Annotated in this window: 18 protein-coding genes and 1 tRNA gene; 11 read left to right on the forward strand and 8 right to left on the reverse strand. The window is 41.4% G+C overall.

Annotated features, from left to right (window positions below; translation table 11 throughout):
• Positions 1-36: 36 nt before the first annotated feature.
• Positions 37-915: a ChaN family lipoprotein gene (locus BMX56_RS27600; protein WP_090652948.1), complete on the reverse strand. Its 879-nt coding sequence runs from the start codon at positions 913-915 to the stop codon at positions 37-39.
• 134 nt (positions 916-1,049) lie between these two features.
• On the opposite strand from BMX56_RS27600, the gene rpmH reads away from it, so the two are divergent.
• From rpmH to BMX56_RS27655, 10 genes are all read left to right on the forward strand, one after another.
• Positions 1,050-1,208 (forward strand): 50S ribosomal protein L34, encoded by a 159-nt coding sequence (gene rpmH, locus BMX56_RS27605; protein WP_076375290.1) that lies wholly within the window; start codon positions 1,050-1,052, stop codon positions 1,206-1,208.
• Between the two features lie 78 nt (positions 1,209-1,286).
• On the forward strand, positions 1,287-1,688 hold the full coding sequence (gene rnpA / locus BMX56_RS27610) for a ribonuclease P protein component (RefSeq protein WP_090652949.1): 402 nt from the start codon (positions 1,287-1,289) through the stop codon (positions 1,686-1,688).
• The gene (gene yidD / locus BMX56_RS27615) at positions 1,685-1,927 is read left to right on the forward strand and encodes a membrane protein insertion efficiency factor YidD (protein WP_090652950.1); all 243 of its coding nucleotides are present in this window, start codon (positions 1,685-1,687) and stop codon (positions 1,925-1,927) included. The genes rnpA and yidD overlap by 4 nt, the downstream gene beginning before the upstream one ends.
• 140 nt (positions 1,928-2,067) lie before the next feature.
• Positions 2,068-2,763 carry a tRNA (adenosine(37)-N6)-threonylcarbamoyltransferase complex dimerization subunit type 1 TsaB gene (gene tsaB / locus BMX56_RS27620; protein ID WP_090652951.1) on the forward strand — a complete coding sequence of 232 codons (696 nt, stop codon included), beginning with the start codon at positions 2,068-2,070 and terminating at the stop codon, positions 2,761-2,763.
• Between the two features lie 108 nt (positions 2,764-2,871).
• The gene (locus BMX56_RS27625; RefSeq protein WP_090652952.1) at positions 2,872-4,941 is read left to right on the forward strand and encodes an HD family phosphohydrolase; all 2,070 of its coding nucleotides are present in this window, start codon (positions 2,872-2,874) and stop codon (positions 4,939-4,941) included.
• An 81-nt stretch (positions 4,942-5,022) separates the two neighbouring features.
• Positions 5,023-5,109: transfer RNA gene (locus tag BMX56_RS27630), tRNA-Ser, on the forward strand.
• A 463-nt stretch (positions 5,110-5,572) separates the two neighbouring features.
• Positions 5,573-5,770, forward strand: a complete 198-nt coding sequence (locus tag BMX56_RS27635; protein WP_090652953.1) for a hypothetical protein — start codon at positions 5,573-5,575, stop codon at positions 5,768-5,770.
• Positions 5,771-6,693: 923 nt separating this feature from the next.
• Positions 6,694-9,819, forward strand: coding sequence for a SusC/RagA family TonB-linked outer membrane protein (locus BMX56_RS27645; protein ID WP_090652955.1), 3,126 nt, complete (start codon positions 6,694-6,696; stop codon positions 9,817-9,819).
• A gap of 98 nt (positions 9,820-9,917) precedes the next feature.
• Positions 9,918-11,447 carry a RagB/SusD family nutrient uptake outer membrane protein gene (locus BMX56_RS27650; RefSeq protein WP_218152502.1) on the forward strand — a complete coding sequence of 510 codons (1,530 nt, stop codon included), beginning with the start codon at positions 9,918-9,920 and terminating at the stop codon, positions 11,445-11,447.
• 97 nt (positions 11,448-11,544) lie between these two features.
• A complete protein-coding gene (locus BMX56_RS27655; RefSeq protein ID WP_090652957.1) occupies positions 11,545-11,736 on the forward strand; it encodes a hypothetical protein in 192 nt (63 codons plus the stop codon).
• Between the two features lie 142 nt (positions 11,737-11,878).
• On the opposite strand, the gene BMX56_RS27660 is transcribed toward BMX56_RS27655, so the two are convergent.
• The 7 genes from BMX56_RS27660 to BMX56_RS27690 all read right to left on the reverse strand — a co-directional run bounded on the left by BMX56_RS27660 (position 11,879) and on the right by BMX56_RS27690 (position 20,227).
• Positions 11,879-12,529, reverse strand: coding sequence for a TetR/AcrR family transcriptional regulator (locus tag BMX56_RS27660; RefSeq protein ID WP_090652958.1), 651 nt, complete (start codon positions 12,527-12,529; stop codon positions 11,879-11,881).
• 184 nt (positions 12,530-12,713) lie between these two features.
• Entirely contained in the window at positions 12,714-12,923 is a 210-nt protein-coding gene (locus BMX56_RS27665) for a hypothetical protein (RefSeq protein WP_090652959.1), read from the reverse strand.
• Positions 12,924-13,050: 127 nt separating this feature from the next.
• Positions 13,051-14,298, reverse strand: a complete 1,248-nt coding sequence (locus BMX56_RS27670; protein ID WP_090652960.1) for an NAD(P)/FAD-dependent oxidoreductase — start codon at positions 14,296-14,298, stop codon at positions 13,051-13,053.
• Between the two features lie 10 nt (positions 14,299-14,308).
• Positions 14,309-15,532, reverse strand: a complete 1,224-nt coding sequence (locus BMX56_RS27675) for a TolC family protein (RefSeq protein WP_177183944.1) — start codon at positions 15,530-15,532, stop codon at positions 14,309-14,311.
• A gap of 106 nt (positions 15,533-15,638) precedes the next feature.
• The gene (locus BMX56_RS27680; protein WP_090652962.1) at positions 15,639-18,740 is read right to left on the reverse strand and encodes an efflux RND transporter permease subunit; all 3,102 of its coding nucleotides are present in this window, start codon (positions 18,738-18,740) and stop codon (positions 15,639-15,641) included.
• 7 nt (positions 18,741-18,747) lie between these two features.
• Complete coding sequence (locus BMX56_RS27685; protein WP_090652963.1) at positions 18,748-19,806, reverse strand: efflux RND transporter periplasmic adaptor subunit; 1,059 nt, start codon at positions 19,804-19,806, stop codon at positions 18,748-18,750.
• Positions 19,807-19,819: 13 nt separating this feature from the next.
• A complete protein-coding gene (locus BMX56_RS27690; protein WP_090652964.1) occupies positions 19,820-20,227 on the reverse strand; it encodes a hypothetical protein in 408 nt (135 codons plus the stop codon).
• Between the two features lie 183 nt (positions 20,228-20,410).
• Here BMX56_RS27690 and BMX56_RS27695 point away from each other — a divergent pair, with 183 nt between their 5' ends.
• Positions 20,411-21,955: a carboxylesterase/lipase family protein gene (locus BMX56_RS27695; RefSeq protein ID WP_090652965.1), complete on the forward strand. Its 1,545-nt coding sequence runs from the start codon at positions 20,411-20,413 to the stop codon at positions 21,953-21,955.
• Positions 21,956-22,017: the final 62 nt, after the last annotated feature.

A 22,017-nucleotide genomic window follows, 5' to 3' on the forward strand; every position in this document is an offset into this window, starting at 1 on the left:
AGCTTTGGTGTAAATCCATGAACCATTGGCTATGGTCTAAAAACTCTTTGGTAATTTGGCGTCTGTGAGGATAATATAATCTGCCAGTTTACTGAATTTGGTCCAGTCGGGGTTATCAAAACTTTCATCCGCATAGGCGCCTATGGTGATAACACGTGCTTTTGGTGCGTACTTTTTTAACTGGGCAACAGCACCCATTTTTTCTTCGCTGTGAAAGCCGCCGTTAATTTGCATGATTTTAAAGTCGGTATGTTTTTTATAAAACTGTGCTATTGACCAGCCCATGGTTGCATCCCAAAGATTTTGCGATTGATAAATTTGCATTCCTGCCATCGCTGCGTGGCCGCCCATTATCTTTACAAATTTATCGTAATAGGGGCCCGTAGCGGTATCAATAGGCAGGGGAGGAAGGTAGCCCCTGGCTTGTGCGTCAAGTTGCTGCAGGCTGTTTAAACCATTGCGTGTTACCATGTTGGTATAACGCGATGGGGCGTTTGCTGCTACTACAGGTATTTGACTTTGTTTGGCCAGTTCAACCAGGGGGCGGTAATCTTTATAATTGGGCCAGGTACGTGCATCACTTACCAGATTTTTTTCGCGAATGAAGCCATTCAGGTATTCATTTAACACCAGTTGGCAATCGGTGGTAAACATTTCCATCGATAAGGCCGTTTTGCCGGGATATTGTTGCGCCAGCTGCTTAAAAAGTTCAAGTTCCAGCAGGTGACCGGTAGAATCATTGTGTTCTTCGCCAAAAAAAAGCACATCGGCTTTAGCCATGTTATTAATAATATCGGCAACTGTTGCCGGTTTTTGGGTTGCAGTACTGAATATTTTATAATGAATGACCGGAGTAGCCTGACTTAATGCAACAAAAGGTAAGCAAATGATAAGTAGCAGGATAGATAGTTTCATATTGTGGTTTTAAAACGCTTAATTTACAGCAATAAATATAGAGCAACAAATAAGAAAAATAGTGTTTGAAATGTTTTAAAATATTACTACATTTGCGCTCTTGTTTTTAAAACGACGAATACAATATAATAGTTATGAAAAGAACGTTTCAGCCTTCTCAAAGAAAAAGAAGAAATAAACACGGATTCCGTGAACGCATGTCAACTGCTAACGGCAGGAGAATATTAGCAGCCAGAAGAGCTAAAGGCAGAAAAAGATTATCAGTTTCTGACGAGGGTCGTCATAAAGCATAAACCGGTTGCGCTGGTGGGCATTAAGCCAGCCAATGGATACCGATTGTCTGCTTAAATCCCGGATCCAGATAAGCAACTATGTATACTTTTAAAAAAGAAGAACGGTTATGTAATAAAAGGCTTATTGATAAGCTTTTTCATAGCGGCTCTTCTTTTTTGTGTTATCCTTTTAAAGCCTCGTGGTTATATCATACCCAACCACAACAATATCCTGCCCAAATATTATTTTCGGTGTCCAAAAAGCGTTATAAGCACGCTGTCGACCGTAATTTAATAAAGCGCTATATGCGCGAAAGCTACCGGCTGCACAAACAACAAAACCTATACAATTTGCTGCAAACAGCCGATAAAACCATTGTACTATCGGTAGGTTATATTGGTAAAACAATTGAGCCCTACAGTGTCATGGAAAAAAAGATGCTGAAGATGCTTGCCCAACTGGCAGAACAGGTAACTGCTGCTAATACTACAACGGTATGATGGCATTGGTAACATTGTTTAAACAGCTTGTAGGCTATATTTTTATTGCATTGATAAAAGTATACCAGTATTTTATTTCGCCGATGACGGGTGCTTCGTGCAGGTATACCCCAACATGCTCGCAATATGGGGTAGAGGCTATCAGGAAATATGGGGCCTTCAAAGGCGGATGGCTAACCATTAAACGAATCGCCAGCTGTAACCCCTGGGGAGGGCATGGACATGATCCGGTACCTTAATTAGTTTTAAGTTTTGAGTGATGGGCTTTGAGTTTTGCCTGGCCCTAAGCTTAAAAGGTTTGATTTTTTTGTTTTGTAAAGTGCGGTGGTGATTGAATTTTTCAACTCACAACTCACAACTCACAACTCACAACTCACAAATGGGCCTTATTTTACAAATAGAAACTGCAACAACATCATGCTCAGTAGCATTAGCTGCCGATGGTAAGGTTTTGGATTTTAAACAGGTAAATGAGCGTAATAAACACGCCGAAGTAATTACTTTATTTACCGAGGAACTTATAACCGGGGGTAATTTTAATTACCGCGACCTGGACGCAATTGCGGTAAGTTGCGGCCCAGGCTCATACACAGGTTTGCGTATTGGGGTATCTACAGCAAAGGGGCTTTGCTTCGCGCTTGATAAACCGCTGATAGCTATAGAAACTCTGGAAGCGATGGCTTATGGTATAATTAATGATAATACAATATCCATTAATGAAAACACATTGCTGTGCCCTATGATTGATGCCCGCAGAATGGAGGTTTATTGTGCTATGTTTAATATTGCAGGCGAAAAACTTAGGGATACAGCTGCCGAAATTATTGACGAAAACAGTTTTGCCGATTTGTTAAAAGATAACCGGGTTCTTTTTTTTGGCGATGGCGCCGACAAATGTGAAGCTATTTTAGGCGGCAATCCTAACGCCAGCTTTTTACACAATTTCGAAAACTCCGCAACGTATCTTACCCAAAAGGCAGCCGGGAAATTTGCTGATAAAGATTTTGAAGATGTAGCCTATTTTGAACCTTATTATCTGAAGGATTTTATAGCGGGAAAAAAAAGTAAGAGTTAAGAGCCAAAAACACAGACCAACCCAAATTTCATGCCCTTGGCCCCGATTATCGACTCTTTGCCGTTTATAACAGAAACTTATATTATTTTTGAGCGGTTAATTAAATAAATGGCAAAACTATCTACCTCGCGGCAAAAAGCCTTAATGCGCAAATATGCCCGCAACGTTAAGTTTTTGATGATGCTGATGAGCATCTGCCTTATCGTTTTCTTTTTACCAAAACAGGCAAAGTTTAGTTATGAATACGAAAAAGGGCGCATCTGGAACCAAAAAGACCTGGTATCGCCCTATAATTTTGCTATTCTGAAAACTCCCCAGGAAATTGACAACGAAAAGAAAACCGCCTATGAAAGCATCACCCCCGTATATCAGCTTGATGCCGCCGCAGGCGACCAACAGATAGAAGGCTTTAAAACCGATTTGGAAATCAAGTGGCACAATGCCGGTATTAACGATAAACTTAAGTCAAAATATATTGATGCGGGCGTAGCTTTATTAACAAACTTATATAACATCGGTATTTTAAAGCTCAATGATAAATATTTGCGCCACGCAAATAACTATCCTATTACCATTTTAAATAAAAACGTAGCTACAGAAAAAAATACCAATGCCCTTTTTACCAAAGAAAGCGCGCTGGCTTATTGTGATAAGGTATTAAGTAAACGAACCGATATTGACAGGGCTTTCATGCTCGATCTGCTGCAAAACCGGATACAGAACAACTTAAGCTACGACGATAACCTAACCACGAGGCTGGAAAAAGAAGTGTACGACGGCCTTTCTATCACCCGTGGAATGGTACAAAAAGGGGAGGTGATAGTTTATAAAGGCTCGATTATTAACGATGATGTTTATCAGAAACTTGAATCGTACAAAAAAGCTTTTGAAAATAATGCCCGTGTTAATGGTAACCACGTACTGGTGCTGCTGGGACAATTTTTATTGGTATCAATAGCCATATCGTTGCTTATGATATTCCTATACCTGTTTCGTAAGGATATTTATGCCGATAACCGGCTGGTGGGCTTAATATTGCTTGTAATAACTGCTATGCTGGCTACTTTGTCGGCCGCAATTAAATTCCAGTTCCCGGTAAATTTGTATTACATTCCTTATTGTATTGTACCAATCATCATCCGTATTTTGTTTGATACCCGTTTGGCGCTCAACATTCATTTACTGGTGGTTTTAATAGCAGGATTTTTTGTGCCCAATAGCTTTGAGTTTGCTTATTATGAAATAACCGCCGGGATGGTATCTATCTACAGTATCAAAAACCTAATCCGGCGCGAGCAGTTCCTGGTTTCTGCCGGGATAATCGTATTTACCTATTTCGTGGCGTTCCTGGGCATTTCGTTTATCAGGGAAGGTACCTTCCTTGAAATTGACTGGATGGATTTTTTGCCCTTTGTGGTAAGCGTACTGCTCACTTTGCTGGCTTACCCAATGATTTATATATTTGAGAAGATATTTTCCCTCACGTCGGATATTACGCTCATCGAGCTTACTAATACCAACGCGCCTTTACTGCGTGAACTGGCCTTTACAGCGCCTGGTACGTTCCAGCACTCGTTACAGGTAGCCAATTTGGCCGAGAATGCTATTTATAGTATCGGTGGCAATGCTTTATTAGTTAGGGCAGGGGCTTTGTATCATGATATTGGTAAAATGGAGAACCCGCTGTTTTTTATTGAAAATCAAAGTTCGGGCTTTAATCCTCATGATAAGCTGCCTTATGAAGAAAGTGCACAGGTAATTATACGGCACGTAAGCAAAGGGATTGAAATGGCCCGCAAAGCCAACCTGCCCGAAGTTATTATTGATTTTATCCGTACCCATCATGGTAACACCCGGGTCGACTATTTTTACCAGTCGTCGTTGAAGAATTTTCCGGAGAAATTCATCAACGAAAACATTTTTAGGTACCCCGGGCCTATCCCTTTCTCCAAAGAAGCTGGTGTTTTGATGCTTGCCGACTCGGTTGAAGCCGCATCGCGCTCATTAAAAGAGCCCGATGAAGAATCGATAAGTGTTTTGGTTGATAGGATTGTAAAATACAAGCTTGACCAGAACCAGTTGAAAGACAGTAATATAACCCTGAAAGATATCGAAACCATCAAAGAAATATTCAAGCGTATGCTTATGAGTATTTACCATGTGCGGATAGATTATTAAAAATCCGAACTTTTTTTTTGATGGGAAACATGAATTGCTATATTTGCAATCCCGAAAACGAGGGACAAGTTTAAAAATACTGGTGAGGTGCCTGAGAGGCCGAAAGGATCAGTTTGCTAAACTGACGTACGGGAAACTGTACCGAGGGTTCGAATCCCTCCCTCACCGCTGATAACTTACTCAAAACACATTAAAAGCCTGTGAATCATTTGATTTACGGGCTTTTAAATTTACGTAAACACTCAAAATATTCCCTTTACGTGGATAAAGCACAGATAATTTGACTCTCGTTGGCCGATTTATACTGACCACCTTTAGTATCCGGCGGCTTTTAATGAAATAAAGTCAACTGGTTAAGAGGGGGCAAGGAAATTGATTTTTCCAGGCTATCAATTGCCTGTGGGTTAGCGCAAACCGACGGGCAAAGTCATTCCGTTGCCCCTGTACAAATAAAGCTGAGAAAGGCTGATGTGCATTACGATCAGTCGCTGGCCGCGGCTCTTAGCAATGAACATATGGGATTAGGCCAGATGGTGTAAAAACAAGAGAATATGTACTGGTTATAGGAGCGGACCAATAGGCCGCGGAATAATGGAATAATGCCCGCATTACCGGCGCTAAAGTAATAGACATGGACCTTAACCTTAACACGAAAAGGCTTGAATTTCGCAGGGATGGACTGAAGATAGATCATATTATAAACGTATCGACAGCGGATGCGGCATTGCGACTGGCCGCAATAATGAAAGGAGATATGCCTGCAATGACAGTAGATGCCATCGGCAGCTTAAAAGCAATTAATACCGGGTTTCATTATATGGGCGCATGAAGCAAAATGTTTACTGGTTGGTTCGCAAAAAGAAGATATCGGTGTGAGCCACCCCGAACTTCACAAGCATAAAGCCACTTTAATGAGTAGTTTGAATGTTACGCGGGAAGATTTTGAACATGTTATTGCATCCATAAAAAAGGCTGGGTGTAACCGTCTGATTGCATTACACGTTGTGTACAATTTGATAAGGTACTGGAAGAGCTTGAAAGCTGGTTTGATCCGGTGATCGGCGTAATTAAAGTAATAATAGAGCTATAGGCTGGAAACGTATTTTTAAACCCTTGTCAATAGGGGTACAAATGAATACGGTTCAAGAGATATTATTGAAATTTATCCGCAAGCTCATTGCAAAATGGAGTGTTGGATAAAAGAAGGCAGCACATTTCAACTTCATCGTATATCCTACAACTGCCGGGGAGTTAATGCAATTTATTAATGGCTTTATTTATAACTCATTATACAGGTTTGTACATTTGATCTATATTTTTATTCATCCCTGCCCCCTCCATTTTTTTAAGTTGCTTTAGTTTCACCCCCCGGAATATAACTTCAATTCGGTGCATTTGAAATGCCGATTTTAACAGTATCCACCAATTATCAGTTGAACCGATATTTATTTATTTTTTGACTTAGTGAACAGCTGAGGCTCAGTTTTAATTTTTATAGATATGTTAAAAAACTTACTAATGAACTGTGATGAGCTTTTCAGTGTTGAAGTTTCGCAATCGATTGCGGGCCTGAAAACGCTAACCAATTTATTTATATCACAAAAAATGCTCTGGTTGCTGCCGATGAAAAGGAGATGCACCCCCAATGCGCCACCGGCTTATAACAATCTAACACTTAGGTACCAATCTTCTACATCCAGATATTCTAAACCTTAATAATTAACCAATTTGTTTCACTTAAATTAAAAATTCATGAAAAGAAAATTATTTAACCAACTCCTGATTTTTGTCGGGATAACCTTATCAGCTATCATGATAAGTTTGCCGGGCTTTTCGCAAACGGGGAAAATTACCGGCAAAGTGTCGGATAAGGACGACGGATTACCTCTGCCCGGCGTATCTGTCAAAGTAAAAGGAAAGCCCGAGGTTACGGGTACAAATTCCGAAGGTGTCTATTCCATAAATGCGGCCTCAGGCAGTACACTGATATTCTCTTTTGTTGGTTACGAACAAAAAGAAATTGTTGTTCCTTCATCAGGCACACTTAATGCGGTTTTATCAAAAAGTACCAGCAACCTGAACGAAGTAGTAGTAATAGGATATGGAACCTCCCGCAAAAAAGACCTGGTAGGTGCTGTTAATGTGGTAAACGCGAAAGATGCCGGCGCCAATACATCACTAAGCCCTGCACAACTGATAATAGGAAAGGCCCCCGGCGTTCAGGTAGTGCCCACAAATGGTGTGCCGGGCTCAACTGCGAAAATTATTGTACGTGGTGTGGGTTCTTTCACCGATGTTAGCCCGTTGTACGTTATTGATGGCATTCAGGGTAATGAAGGCTTGTTCAATAGCATCAGCCCACAGGATATTGAGAACATTACCATATTAAAAGACGCAGCTTCTACAGCAATATATGGTGTTGCCGGTGCTAATGGTGTTGTAATTATTACAACAAAAAAAGGTAAAACAGGAGCTCCTCAAATATCGTTTACCTCGCAGGTAGGTTTTGCAACCATACCTAAAAAGCTTGACCTGCTGAAAGCCGCAGATTATGTAAAGCTCCTTAAAGATATTGATGTTACCAACAATAATCCCACACCGGTAAAACTTACAACACCATATGTTTTGGTTGACAGAAACGACTGGCAGAACCAAATTTTTAAAACAGCTTTATCAACACAAAATGATATAAGTGTAAGCGGCGGAAGTGATAAGATTACATATAATATGTCGGCGGGCTACGTAACACAGCAAGCCACAGTTAAAAATTATCAATTAAAAAGGTTTAATAACCGGTTTACATTAGAGGAAAAATTAGGCCGTTTTCGCTTCGGCCAAACCTTAAATTTGAGGTATACCAAAACGGAGGGAATTATGGCAGGCATAGGTAACGCGCTTCAATATGCGCCTTATCAACCTATATATGATTCTTCAATTCGGGGCGGTTACTCCATTCTTACCAATATAGATGATGACAGCAATGCAGTAAATCCATTAGAAGACTTAGGCGTAAAAACACAAAGCGGGCATGAACTGATATTATTTCCGCAAGTATTTGGAGAAGTAAGAATTATAAATGGTTTAACCTTCAGGTCACAAGCGTCAGTACAATATGGCAGCAGTGTGAGCAATTCTTATAATATCCCCTACGTAACCGCCAATAAACTGTCCTTCGACCGGCAAGCGGGCCGTAGTTTTAACGACTACTCCAGTTACACCATTGAAAATTATTTTTCCTATAACCGTACCTTTGGCAAACACAATGTTTCGCTAACAGCAGGTACAAGTTACAAAGACGCGGGCAGCAGTAGCTTTGTTAGTCTAACAGGTACCGGTATGCTGACCGATGAAGTAAGGGACATATCCGTAGCCACAAAAATTACCCCTGCAAGTTCCTCAGGCTATGCCAATGGAGCTGGTATAGAACAGTCTTACTACGGACGTTTGATTTATTCTTACGACGATAAGTATATTCTTTCAGCCAGTTTAAGGCGCGATGGGTCTTCCAACTTTCCTAAAGCAAGCCGTTACGGCAATTTTCCGGGCGCTGGCCTGGCATGGCGCTTCAGTCAGGAAGATTTCATAAAAGCAGCCTTTCCATTCATCAGCGATGGTAAACTTCGCGTAGGATGGGGACGTACCGGTAACAACCGGATATCTCTTACCGCCAGCGATGTGTATACCTTCAATGGATCGACTGCTGGAAACCTGGCGTATTCTTTTGGCAGGAACGAGCAATTTGTTAGCGGCACAACACTTACTACCATCGGAAACGGATTATTACACTGGGAAACAACAGACCAAACAGATGCGGGGATCGATCTGGGTTTTCTCAACAACAGAATAACTTTTAATGCCGATTATTACAACAGAAAAAGCAGTGGGTTATTAGTTAACATACCCGTACCACCAAGTTTAGGTATAGGGATAAATACAGGCGGAAGTTCACAGACTGTTAACGCGGCGGATGCACAAAATAAAGGTTTTGAATTTCAGTTAGGCTACCACTCTGAGGTTAAAAGTGATTTTAGCTATAACATAAGTGTTAACGGTGCTTTTAATAGTAATAAAACAATATCGTTAGGCACCCAGTCGCCGACTCCAATTGTGGGCGGGACAGGTGTTGCAGAAACCCTGACCCAACCGGGTAGCCCTATCGGGGCATATTATGGTTACAGGGTTGATCACGTAGCCAAAGATCAGGCCGAAATTGATGCGTTAAATGCAAAAGCACAACAGAAAACCGGCAATCAGACTGCGGTTTACCAAAGTGGATTAAAACCCGGCGACTTTATATTTAAGGATCTGACAGGCGACGGAACCGTCGATTCAAAAGACCAGCAGGTTTTGGGGAGCGCAATTCCAAAGTTTATGTATGGAATTAATATAGGTGCCAATTACCATAATTTCGATCTTAATGTAGTGTTGTCAGGAGTGCAGGGCGTGCAAATTGGAAATGATCTGAGGTCCAGTTTGGAGTTCGCAGGAACAGGGCATAACGCCTCAACCGCCATATTAAACAGGTGGCAAAAGCCTGGAGACAATGCCGCTCTTCCACGGGCCGGACAGAATGACAATGGATCCGGAAATTTAAGGCCATCGGATTTCTTTATAGACAACGGCGCCTATTTACGTGCCCGTAACATCACCCTGGGTTATACTTTGAGCAAGGCCACTTTGCAATCGTTTTCAGGTAATGTTTTAAGTAGACTGCGCGTATATATTGCTGCGGAAAATTTATTTACTATAACCGGCTATAAAGGGTATGACCCCGAAATAGGTTCAGATGGGGGCGATCTTATTTTTAACCGCAATATAGATCGCGGCCAGGTTCCGCAGCCGCGTACCATTTTATTCGGGATACAAGCAGGATTTTAAGTAACATTTTGAAAGATATAATTATGAAAAGATTTATGAAATTCCTTATGACGGGAGGGTTGTTGGTTCTCTCAATAGGGTGTAAAAAAGATTTGAGTTTGGTTAATAAAAGTGCGTACACTTCTGATACGTATTTTACCAGCGATGTTGCCTTAAACGAGGCTGTTGTAGCCACTTACGCAGGTTTGCTGCATAATGGCATGTGGGCACGCGAGTGGTATTTTACTTTTGACCTGCTTGGTTATGATGCCAAAAATAATCAGCCCCTTGTAGGTGATTTGCTGCAATTGGCACAGTATAATTTTGGCCCCGACCAGAACCAGGCGGGTCAGATGTGGTCGGCATTATACCAAATAATAGCGCGTGCCAATGTGGTTATCGACCGTACGCAGGTATGGAAACCGGACCCGCTTAAACCTACAGAGGCAACGGACCAAAAGCAATATATTGCCGAGGCTAAATTTCTGCGGGCTTATGCTTATTTTCAATTAGTTAATTTGTACGGCCGGGTACCACTCCGCACCCACTACATAACGCTGCCAACACCTGCAGATATTAACGCACCAAGATCACCTGTTGCCGCTGTTTGGGCGTTTATTGAACAGGATTTGAAAGATGCTGAAGCAGGCCTTCCTCTTTCCTATGCTTCTGAAAGTTACGGGCGTGCTACACAGGGGGCTGCGGTGGCGCTTTTGGGTAAATCTTATTTATATGAAAAAAAATGGGCCCTGGCACAAACAGAACTTACCAAGTTAACCAAGGCGCCTTTCAATTATTCGCTTGCGCCGGTTTATAATGATCTGTTTGATGATCCGAAGCAGAATGATGCTACCGCGAATCCTGAAACCATTTTCCAGGTGATGAACCAGAAATGGACAGACTGGGGCGTAGGTAACCAATATTACGTTTTTGGAGGCCAGGAAACCTGGGGTGGCAAAGCAACACACTCAGACCGTGCACAGGAATACGGCTTTAATGATTGGAACAACGTACATATAACTACAACCGCTGTTAAGGCATTTACCTATCCTAATCCACAAAACCCGGCTGCAAATTACGTAGACCCCCGCGCTGCTTTCACTTTTTATGGCGACGCTGCAAGTGGCGGGCAAACACAATATTGCCAGCAATGTTCTGCGGGGCCAGTAGATTTTCCCTTCGCTTCAAAAGGGTACGAGTGGCTTAAATACGAATATTATAACAAACAATCATCTTTTGGCGGACCGCAAAGTGGTATAAACGGCCAGGTAATACGCTACGCTGATGTATTGCTTATGCTGGCAGAAACCTATATACAGCAAGGTAATGTGGGTGCCGAGCCATTGACTCTAATTAACCAGGTACGCAGCAGACCAAGTGTTAAAGCTCCGCTTTATACCTCGCTGGGTAGCCAGACAGATGCTATGAACATCCTGATGCGTGAAAGACAGTTAGAACTAACCGGCGAACAAAGCCGTTATTTTGACTTGATACGTTGGGGCATTGCAAAACAAACAATAAATGCTGAAAGGAAGATTGAAGACGGCACCCAGCCGTTTCAAGATAAAAATGTGTTGTTACCAATACCTTTAGCCGAGAAGAATTCTAATTCTGCAGTGGCTAAGGATATTTCCGGTGATTGGAATTAAAAAAAAACGAACCTATAGTTTTGTAGAAAAGAGTGCGCGCTGCCAATGGTGCGCGCTCTTTTTCACAAAGGCTTAATTCAAGGAAAAAAATGAAATAATGCAAGAGTCACAATTTGAAGAGGTAAAATCTGTAATAGATTTAATTCAAGCCAACACATCATGGACATGGTACAACAATAGCGAATTGGAGAAATTAAATGAAAAAGTGGAAGTTATTCTAAGTGTTTTAGATGAAAACAACGAGTTATTGCGGGAATTAATTTGTGTTATCAAAAACAAAAAAAGCTAATGAACATATTGATGTGTTATGTAGTGTAGTTCAAATCATAAAAAAAGTTCCCCTGAAATCGTTTTACAGTTTCGACCCATGCTGTAAAAGCGATTTTTTGAATGTCCAATTTTAGAAAGCATCGGGAAAGCAATATCTTCTGTTAATGATCCCAAAAAGGTCTGTCTTCATCATTGTTTAAAACCATAATGCCCCGCTGGTTTTTATATGCATTTACAACTTCCAATCCGGTTAATGTCGCTATGCCGCTTAACAGGCAGGCAAATACCTCATCTGTCGGTTTAATTTTATGATTGACCTGTGGAAATATGCCGGAGCCGGATACGATAGCCAGGCTTTCCAAAAAAAACCTTGTTATTACATCGATATCAAAATCGTTGCGGTATAACCCCGATTTCACGCCACGTTCTATACATGCTTTAATGGTTTGATGAATGAACATAGTTTTATGGCCTTTAAGTTTTTCGTAAGCCAATTCATGATTTTTTTCCAGGTCATAAACAATGGCTGGATTTAAGATATTGTAAAGCTCCATTGCGTATACCAACAAAAAATACAACCCAATAATGGCGTCGTCGCTTTTTGCAATAAGAGTTTTACAGCGAAAAATATTTTCATCTATTGCCCTATCTACAAATGTCTCTACCAATGAATCTTTATTAGAGTAAAACTGATAAATTGTTTTTTTACTGATCCTGAGGTCGGATGCAATATCATCCATGCTAATACTACGAATGCCATAGCGGCTAAAAAGATTATGCACCTTATTGGCTATTTTTTTTGAAGTGTCCATTGTTTGGAATTGTTGGCTTTTAAAAAACTGAACGGTATGGTTAAATGCTGCCCGGCATAATATCAATTAACTTCACATTCAATATAGTTGATAACAGCGCAGTGTTGGTCTGTTCTTGATATGGTTAAATCTTTTGTATCAACTTAACTTGCTGATAGTTTGTGTATGAGTAGTTGTATAGATGTTATCTGAAAAATATAAATATCAAGTGCGAGGCCAGGCGATATAACAATACGCGGTTTATTGGCATCGATTTTATTTTTGATTTTAGCCTGCTTATTAGCGCGAATTTTAGCTCTATTTTATTTTCGCCGGTATAAAATACCGAGTAATAAATGATAATGATTCCGCACACTAACATGATACCATGCGTAAGTTCAAATATAATTTCCATAACTGTTTTGTTTAATATGTGTCATTGTTGCAGGAAAAAAAAGGTAAATATTATCTTGATTTAACAGATCTTGAAAAACACGCAGGAGGCTGCAAGAGCCAGTTAAATCGTTTTTTTTATTATTAATTTATTTTTTGGGCCGAATGATCAATCTTAAGGCCGGATCATTTGTCAGCAAGCTACAGAACCAGTTGCAGGCCAGTTTAATTTTGTTACCGAACCCCACAATTGGGATGATATGAACAAATAACCAAACAAACCAGGCTGGCAATCCTTTAAAAAAGGCGTTAGGTAAATCTACCACAGCCTTGTACTTCGAGATAATTGCCATACTTCCTTTGTTTTTATACTTGAATGCTTTTAACGCCTGCCCGGATTGTAATCGCTTCAGATTTGAGGCAAGTTGAATTCCCTGCTGAATGGCAACCTGCGCAAGTTGTGGATGCCCGTTTGGATAATCCACATCTGTTGTTTGAAGGCATTGATCGCCGATTGCGAAAATGTTTTGTGTGCCCTGTACCTTATTGAATTCATCAACTATAATTCGCTTGCCGCGGCCTGCATATACATCCGGAAGTCCGGGCACTTGTCTTGCGATAACACCAGATGTCCAAACCAGTGTTGCGGCCGGGATGCATTCTCCTGTGGAAAGGTGGATATCGCCATCAATATAATCTTTGACGGCAGTATTTAATTTTATCTGCACGCCTAAACTATTTAACACCTTGTAAGCTTCGGCCTGCGATTTTGGGCTCATCGGGCCAAGCAAAGCATTTCCCGAGCTAATTAAATAAATATTAGCGTCGTTTTTTTTAAGTTCGGGATAATCTTTATTGATCAACGAATGGATCATTTCGGCCAACATACCCGAAACTTCCACACCCGTTGGCCCTCCTCCCGAAATAACAATATTCTGTAGTCTTACCTTCTCGACTGGGTCATTTGTTCTTACGGCTTTCTCCGCATTCAACAATAAATGGTTACGAAGATGGATTGCATCATCAATTGTTTTCATGGGTAAGGCATGCTTTTTTATATTCTCCAATCCAAAATAATTGGTCTCTGTTCCCATTGCAAGTATTAGACAATCATAATATAAATCGCCATCCGACGTCTCAACTTTGTTGCTTGATGCTACGATATTTTTCAATTTGCCGAGGTGAAAACGAAGGTTCTCTTTGTATTGGAACATTCGCCTAAATGGATAGCTTATATTCGAGGCTTCGATAAAAGCCGTTGACACCTGGTAAAGCAGGGGCGGAAAAAGGTGATAATTATTTTTATCTACAAGTGTGATATCAATTAATTGGTTTCCGGCAAGGTGCTTTGCCAGATTGAGGCCCGCAAATCCACCCCCAATGATTACTATTTTCATATTTTTCTTTTTATTGGCCTGTCAGGATTTTCAAATCTGAAACTGCTATCAAATAAGACATCTGCGCGGCATACATATCGGCCTCGGATTTTGCTAAGAAAGATTTTGTATTGAGCAAATCAGTTTTTACATTAAGACCGGCAGCCTGCTTGTTTTCTTGTATTTTTAGTTCCTCCTTTTGGTAGGAAACCACTTTTTGCGCAACTGTGATAAGCGCCTGCGACTGATTAATTTTCCTATAAGCCTTTTCAATATCATTATTTACCTGCTGCTGGGTATTAAGGATATTCTCTTCAGACTGCTTTAGCTGAAACTGCCGCTGTTTTACTATCTTTTTGTTTGAAAAAATATCCTGCAGGTTCCATTTCAGGTTTAAACCTATATATGGGTTGTTGGAAGGTACTATGGCGCTCCCGAATACATAAGAATAGCCTCCAACCAAACCTACATCTGGTATATTACTTTGCCTTGCTGCTTTTATTCCCAATAAAGCTTTCGATTTGTTCAGGGTAGCTATTTGCAAATCGGCGTTTGAACCAGATGCTACGTTCTTGTACTCCTCTAAACCATTTACCTGTTGAATAACCGGTTCAGCCTCTGCAAGCTTCAACGTGGCCGCGTTTACACCGGTTATATTAGCCAGATCACCCATGTAATCTTGTATTTGTATGTCTATCTTCAGGATGTTTTGTTCTTCATCGGCAATGTTAGCCTGCAATCCGGCTTTATCTGCACTGGTTGTTTTACCGGCTATTAAAGCATTTTCAACATCTGTGTATTTCGATTTAGCCAGGGTCAGCTTTGCCTCAGCTTCATCCAGTTGTTTTTTTAAAATCAACGTTCCGTAATAAAGCTTTACTATTGCCTGCTTTATTTGCAGTGATGTTTTGAATCTTTCCTTTTCGGTTAATATCTCGTCCGTTTTATCTACTTTCAGTAAAGTGCTGATTTTGGACTGCTGGCTGATGGGTTGATAAACCGATAATCCGGCGCCATAATTATTGTGTTTACCTACTGTAAAAGTTTCGTCGGTGTTAGGATTTGATTCCAGCGTGCCTTTAGGAATCGTGATTTCTCCCAAATTGAAAACATGTTGATAGTTACCATTTAAGGTAGGTGTGGGATACCTCTTGATTACATCTTCTTTAGTTTTCTCCTGCTTTTCTTTAATTTCCCACTGCTTTATTGCTAATACGTGATTATTCTTTAACGCGGAATCTTGTAATTGTTCCAATGTATAAGAATCTCTATTTTGAGCATGCAACGAAGTACTGCGGCATAAGAAAATTAATAACGGCAGTAAAAGGCATTTTATAATTTTTTTCATTTTGTGGTTGGCTTTAATTTTTTTCTGAACTGATTGTTTTGGGTTTTATCCAGGCGATGTATAACACTGGGACGGTGATTAATGCCATAACCATGCTCCATACCACGCCAAATGCCAGTACGCTTGCAAGAGGCGCCCACATAGCAGATCCTGATATGATCATAGGCAACACACCAATTGCTGCTGCCATAGCAGTAAGAAAGATGGGCCTTAAGCGCCTTTTTCCCGATTCTATTGCGGCTGCTTTTAAATCAAGCCCGTGTTTCATCAATTCGTGGGTATGGTCTACCAGGATGATTGCATTACGTACTACAATTCCCGAAAGTGCTATCAAACCAATAAAAGATGTAAAACTGAAGTAGTTTCCGGTGAGATAGAGACCCATGATGGCGCCAAACAAACTTAGCGGTATCGTAAGCATCACTATTGCCGCCTCTTTAAGGTCACGGAATTGAAAAAGAAGAATAAAAAATATCAGCACAAGGCTCACAAGCAATGCGGCAACTAATTGGCCCAATGCCTCTTTTTTGTTAAAATCTTCGCCGCCGTATTCAATGCTGTATCCGTTGGGCAGTTGTATTTTAGCTATTTCGGGTTGTATAACTGCTAATAATTCTGAAGGCAGAACATCCTGTGTTGTTTCGCTTTGCACGGTAAGCGTCCTTACGCCGTTGCGGTGCATAATACGACCTGTTTGCCAATGAGGCTTCAAGTCTGCAATTTGTCTTAGCGGAACATTGGCGCCGGTAACAGGCGACCTCAAATAAATATTTTCGAGATCATTGGTGGTCTGCCTGTTTTTTTCATCCAGCCTGAACACAATGTTTACCGGGTTGTTGCCCTCATATAGGGTAGAGATAGCAGCGCCGCTAAATCCGGTGTACACTGATTGAGAGATACCGGTAGTAGTATAGCCCAGGCGGCTGGCTTCTTCTTTTAATTTTATCCCAATTCCATAATAATCTTCTGCAAAGTCGCTTCTCACAAAACGGCTGCCTTTTGCCTTTTTTATAATATCACTCACCTGGGTTCCAATTGATTTCAAATAATCAATATCCTCGCCAACAATTCTAACCTCTACCGGTGCTTTAAGCGAGGATCCCTGTTGCATCAATTTAACATAGGTTGTGCCCTCTGGTATTAATTTATCCACTTTGCCGCTTAATTCCTCGGCGAGTTCGTCGGTAGATTTTTCCGTGGTGGTGTTAATAAGTATCTGCGCGTAATTATTTGTGGGGAATTCCGGAGAAAAATTGTAATAGAACCTTGGGGAGGCCGTACCCGAAAATGTTGCATAGGATACTACTCTTTTGTCGTTTTTTAATAAAGCTTCCACCCTTAAAATCGCTTCATGAGTCTTTTCTAATTTTGTGCCGGTGGGCATCCATAACTCTACAACAAACTGGCTTCTTTCTGCCGCCGGGAAAAATTGTTGCCTTATTCCCTTTGCAAACAGTAACAATGCAATTCCAATAGGCACTAAACTGCTCAGGATGGTTATCTTTGGATGATTGACACACCAATCTAAAAGCTTGTTGTACCCATTCTGCATTAAGTCCAGCAATGATTTTCTTTCTTTCTTTTTGGTTGTTTCTTTTTTGTCACCTTCGGGTGTACCGGTTTTCTGGTGCAACCCTTTTTTGATAAAGGTGTAACAAAGCATAGGGGTTAATACCATTGCTACTAAAAATGATGATGCAAGGGCAACTGCTACAGTTATAGGTAGTGCGAAAATAAATTCGCCCACAGTTCCGCGTAACAAAATCATCGGCATAAATGAAGCGATGATAGTAACAGTTGCAGCAAGTACCGGTACTACCAAATCATTGGCGCTTCTCCATGCTGCGGTTGCCCTGTCAACACCTTCATCTAACAGTTCTACATAATTATCGGCAATTACAATAGCATCATCCACTACCATTCCTAATACGAGGATTAGCGCGGCCAGGGAAACCTGGTGCAGTTCAATCCCCAGGGCATGCATTATGGCATAGGTTACCGCAACGGTCATCGGGATTGCCATAGCTGCAACAGTAGCAATGCGTAAGGGGAGAAGCAATACAACCACGATGATCACCGACACGATTGCCAAAAAGAATTCCCGGATGAAATGCGATATATTTTCGTCAACCACCTGGGGCTGATTAACAACGGTGGTGATTTTGATATTGGATGGAATTACTTTTCTGGCTTCTTCAATCTTGCCGGTTACTTCTTTACCAAATTTTACAATGTTGTTGCCTTCCTGCATCTGAACCGAAAGGATCACAGCTTTGTTGCCGTTAACTGCAATGATATTATCCGGGTCGGCATAGTTCCTGGTTAAGGTGGCTACATCTCCCAGCTTTGCTACAGAACCCGCCTGGGATGTACCAACTACCTGGTTGGCCAGGTCTGTTTCGGTATTATAGTAGCCATTTGTGTAAAGCGGCGTTTTATTGCTGCTTGTTTTAACCTCTCCGGTAGGATTAATGTTATTTTGAGATTGAAGAAGTTGTACAACCTGTTGTGCGTTAACCCCATATTGTGACATTTTCTCTGAGTTGGATGACACTACAATTTCCTCCTGCTGCTCGCCTATCCGCTTTATTTTTGAAGCAGCGGGGATAGTGCGCAGGTAATCTTCCAATCTTTGGGCATAATGTTTTAATTCTTCGTAGCTGGCATTTTTGCTTTCCAGCCCGATTACAAGGGCTTCAGTGTCGCCGAAATCCGAGTTTACAATAGGCCCTTTAACACCGGCAGGTAAATCAATTTGCTTTGATACTAAAAGCTGGTGGCGCAGTTTACTCCAAAATATGTCGGGCTGTTTTACGCTCTCGGTAAGCTCAACGTTTACTACCACTATGCCATCTCTTGTAGTAGAATATGTTTTGGATTTATCTACCTCTTCATATTGAAAAAGATATTGTTCGAGTTTTTTTGTAACCTGGTCTTCCACCTGTGCGGAGTTAGCTCCCGGGAAAGATGCAATGACTAAACCCTGGCGGATGGTAATTTTAGGGTCTTCCCTGCGTGGCATATTCAACAGTGAATTTACACCAACCGCAAAAAGCAATAGCAATACCGATAATGTGACTTGCTTATACTTAAGCGATGCTTTTATAATATTCATTTCAGTTTTATTTATTGGTTATAGAAATTGATGAACCATCAGACAATCTTTTCTGGCCGCTGGTAACCACCACTTCGCCGTCGCTGAGCCCCGAAATAATTTCAATTTTGTTGTCAAACATATCTCCCAGGCTTATTCTGCGCTTAAATACCTTGTTCTGAGTTTTATCCAGCACAAAAACATAGCTCTGATTTGCCAAATCCTGCTGAATGCATTCTGCCGGTAATAATATCACCTGCTTTTTTTCCGCAGTAGCAATCTTTGCCTCGGCAATCATTCCTGGCCGGATGAGCAATCCTGGGTTATCCAGTTCAATTTTAATGGCGAAAGCCCTGGAGGTAGCATCGGCTGCAGAGCCAACTTCAATTACTTTTCCGGTGAATACCTTATCGAGCGAGGAAATGTTAATCTTGCTGATTTGTCCAATCTTTACTTCATGCAGTTCAGCTTCAGGAACATAAGCCAATACCTTTACCTTTTTGATATCTGCTATAACAAACAGTGGTATGCCAACAGCTACAATCTCGCTAACTTCGGCCTGTCTTTTGAGCAATACGCCGCTGATTGGTGAATACAACCGCGTATCCGACAGATTCTTTTGCTGTAACTGTTGCTGGAATTTTGCCTGCTGTAAATTGAACCCTACTTTTGAAAAGTCACTTTCACTTAAACTGCCTCTGTCATGTAATATGTTTAAGCGGTTAAATTCGTCAGTCGCGGTACTAACCTGCACGTCGGCCGAACCCTTGGCGATGGAGTAATTAGTTGGATCGAGACTGGCAATCAATTGCCCTTTAGAAATAGTTTCCCCTTCTTTGTTTGAAACATAATTGATTTTGCCGGGTACCAGGAACCCAAGTTTCACGGTGGTGCTACCTTCAATATTCCCGCTTACAGATACTTCTTTGGCAATAATATCAGCATGTACCACCTCGGTTTTTACTGCAAAACCTATAGGCGGGTTATCAGCGCCATGTTTATCTGCCGGTTTGCAGCCAGGAAGCAAAAACAAGGAAGCGACAGCTGGGGAAAATAGAACTTGTGTTAGTTTTTTATATCTTTTCATATTGTATATTTTATTATTCGGTGAAAAATTGTTTTTGTATTTGTATTTCGTTTATATCAAAAAAATGCAGTATGCTTTTTACTTTCTCAATAAATTCTGTGTTGCCCGAAAGAATGAAATTCATGTGTGGCATTGTGTTTGCATTCAAAATCGCTTCAATCTCCTCGTTTGGAAATACCGTTGCGGCTTCAATTTCTTTTGAGATGTAGCTTACGTAGAGTTGGGTGAGAAAACGCCTCTCAAGTATTTGCAGCTCTTTTTGGAATATGTGTTGTTTGTTTACAGAAAAATAGAGCAGGGAAACCTGCCGGTATTTTAGGTCAGTCAATTTGAACTTTATGGCTGGAAAGACGGATGCAATCCCAAGATCGTCCGTTATAAATATGTAATGGATCCCCATTCCTTCGATATCTTTTTGCATTAGCGAAAATTTATAATGCAAAGGAAGGCAAGAGGAGTGAGGCTGCTTTTAAGATATCTTAAAAAGTGAAAACAGTATGCAAATTATATCGCAAGGGCTTTTAAAAAGATATTTTGTTATTAAATAGGGCCTTCAGGATCATTATTTAATGTAGTTTTGATAAGCCAATAATGATAAACATTTATGAGAACCCTGATTTTTTTGCTTGCTTTAGTGCTTACTACTCAATGGATACGAGCCCAGCCCGCTCCTGTTAAAGTGAAAGAAGGATTGGTACAAGGAACTTCTGAAAATGGCCTTACCATTTATAAGGGCATTCCTTTTGCAATGCCTCCAGTTGGAGAACTACGTTGGCGTGCTCCGCAGCCTGCCGCAAAATGGAATGGTGTTCGGTTGGCCGATAAATTTGCGCCGGAACCTATGCAAGGCGGCAATCCCATTTCAGGAAAAAGCGAAGATTGCCTGTATCTGAATGTTTGGACGCCTGCTAAATCGCCTGCCGGCAAAATACCGGTGCTGGTTTGGATATACGGTGGTGCTTTTAACTTTGGGGGTACTGCCGAGCCATCTTATAACTGCGAAAAGCTGGCAAAAAAAGGCGTGGTGCTGGTAAGTATTGCCTACCGGGTTGCACAACTTGGTTTTTTGGCGCATCCCGAACTTAGTGCCGAAAGTGCCAGTCATGTTTCGGGAAATTATGGTTTGCTGGACATGATTGCCGGCCTTAAATGGATTAGGGAAAATATTGCCGCTTTTGGCGGAGACCCCAATAAAGTTACAATTTTTGGTGAATCGGCAGGCGGCATAGCAGTAAGTATGTTATGTGCAAGCCCATTGGCCAAAGACCTTTTCCAGGGTGCAATCTCCCAAAGCGGCGGCTCGTTCGGCCCCACACGTGCTAGTACTTATCCGGGCGAAAACATGAAAAGCCTGCCTTTTGCCGAAGCGGCAGGCGCGGCCTATGTTAAAGATGCAGGCTTTACTTCAATTGCTGATTTGCGAAAAATAGACGCCGATAAATTGCCCGCGATACGCGGGTTAGCATGGCCCATTGTAGACGGATGGGTAATACCGGGCGACCAATATAAACTTTATGAAGAAGGCAAATATAACGACGTACCTGTCCTGATAGGTTATAATTCTGACGAGGGGGCCAGTTTCTCGCCTCCAAAAACGCCTGAAGAATACGTTGCCGCGGTAAAAGGCCGTTATGGCAAGTTTGCTGATGAGCTTATTAAAGCTTATCCTGCGGGTAGTGTTAAGGTTGCTAAAACCGCCCGTGATTTGATGCGGGATGCCGCGTTTGGCTGGCATACCTGGAGCTGGGCAAGGTTACAGTCAAAGGGAAAATCGAAGGTTTTTTATTATTATTTTGATCAGCACCCCAACTATCCCGAAGGTTCGCCTCGCGCCGGATACGGATCGCCCCATGCGCAGGAAGTAGCTTATGTATTTGGTACGCTTGATGCTTCAAATCCGCAAACCACTAAAACAGACCTGAATATTTCAGACGCGATGGGCACTTATTGGACAAATTTTGCAAAGTATGGCAACCCAAACGGTGGGGGGCAACCTGAATGGCCCGCTTTTAGCGACTCTAACCCTGTTGTGATGTACTTTTCGCAAAAAGTGCATACCGGCGCTGTACCCGCAGATGCATCCCTAAAGGTGTTAGATAGTTATTTTAAGTGGAGGCGTTCGCCCGATGGCGAAACCGGCGTTAAATAATATTTGTAATATAGGTCAGCGTAAAATAATATGGCGTGACGCATCTGTTGTTTTGAATTTTA

The organism is Mucilaginibacter sp. OK283 (assembly GCF_900110415.1).
Lineage (GTDB): Bacteria > Bacteroidota > Bacteroidia > Sphingobacteriales > Sphingobacteriaceae > Mucilaginibacter.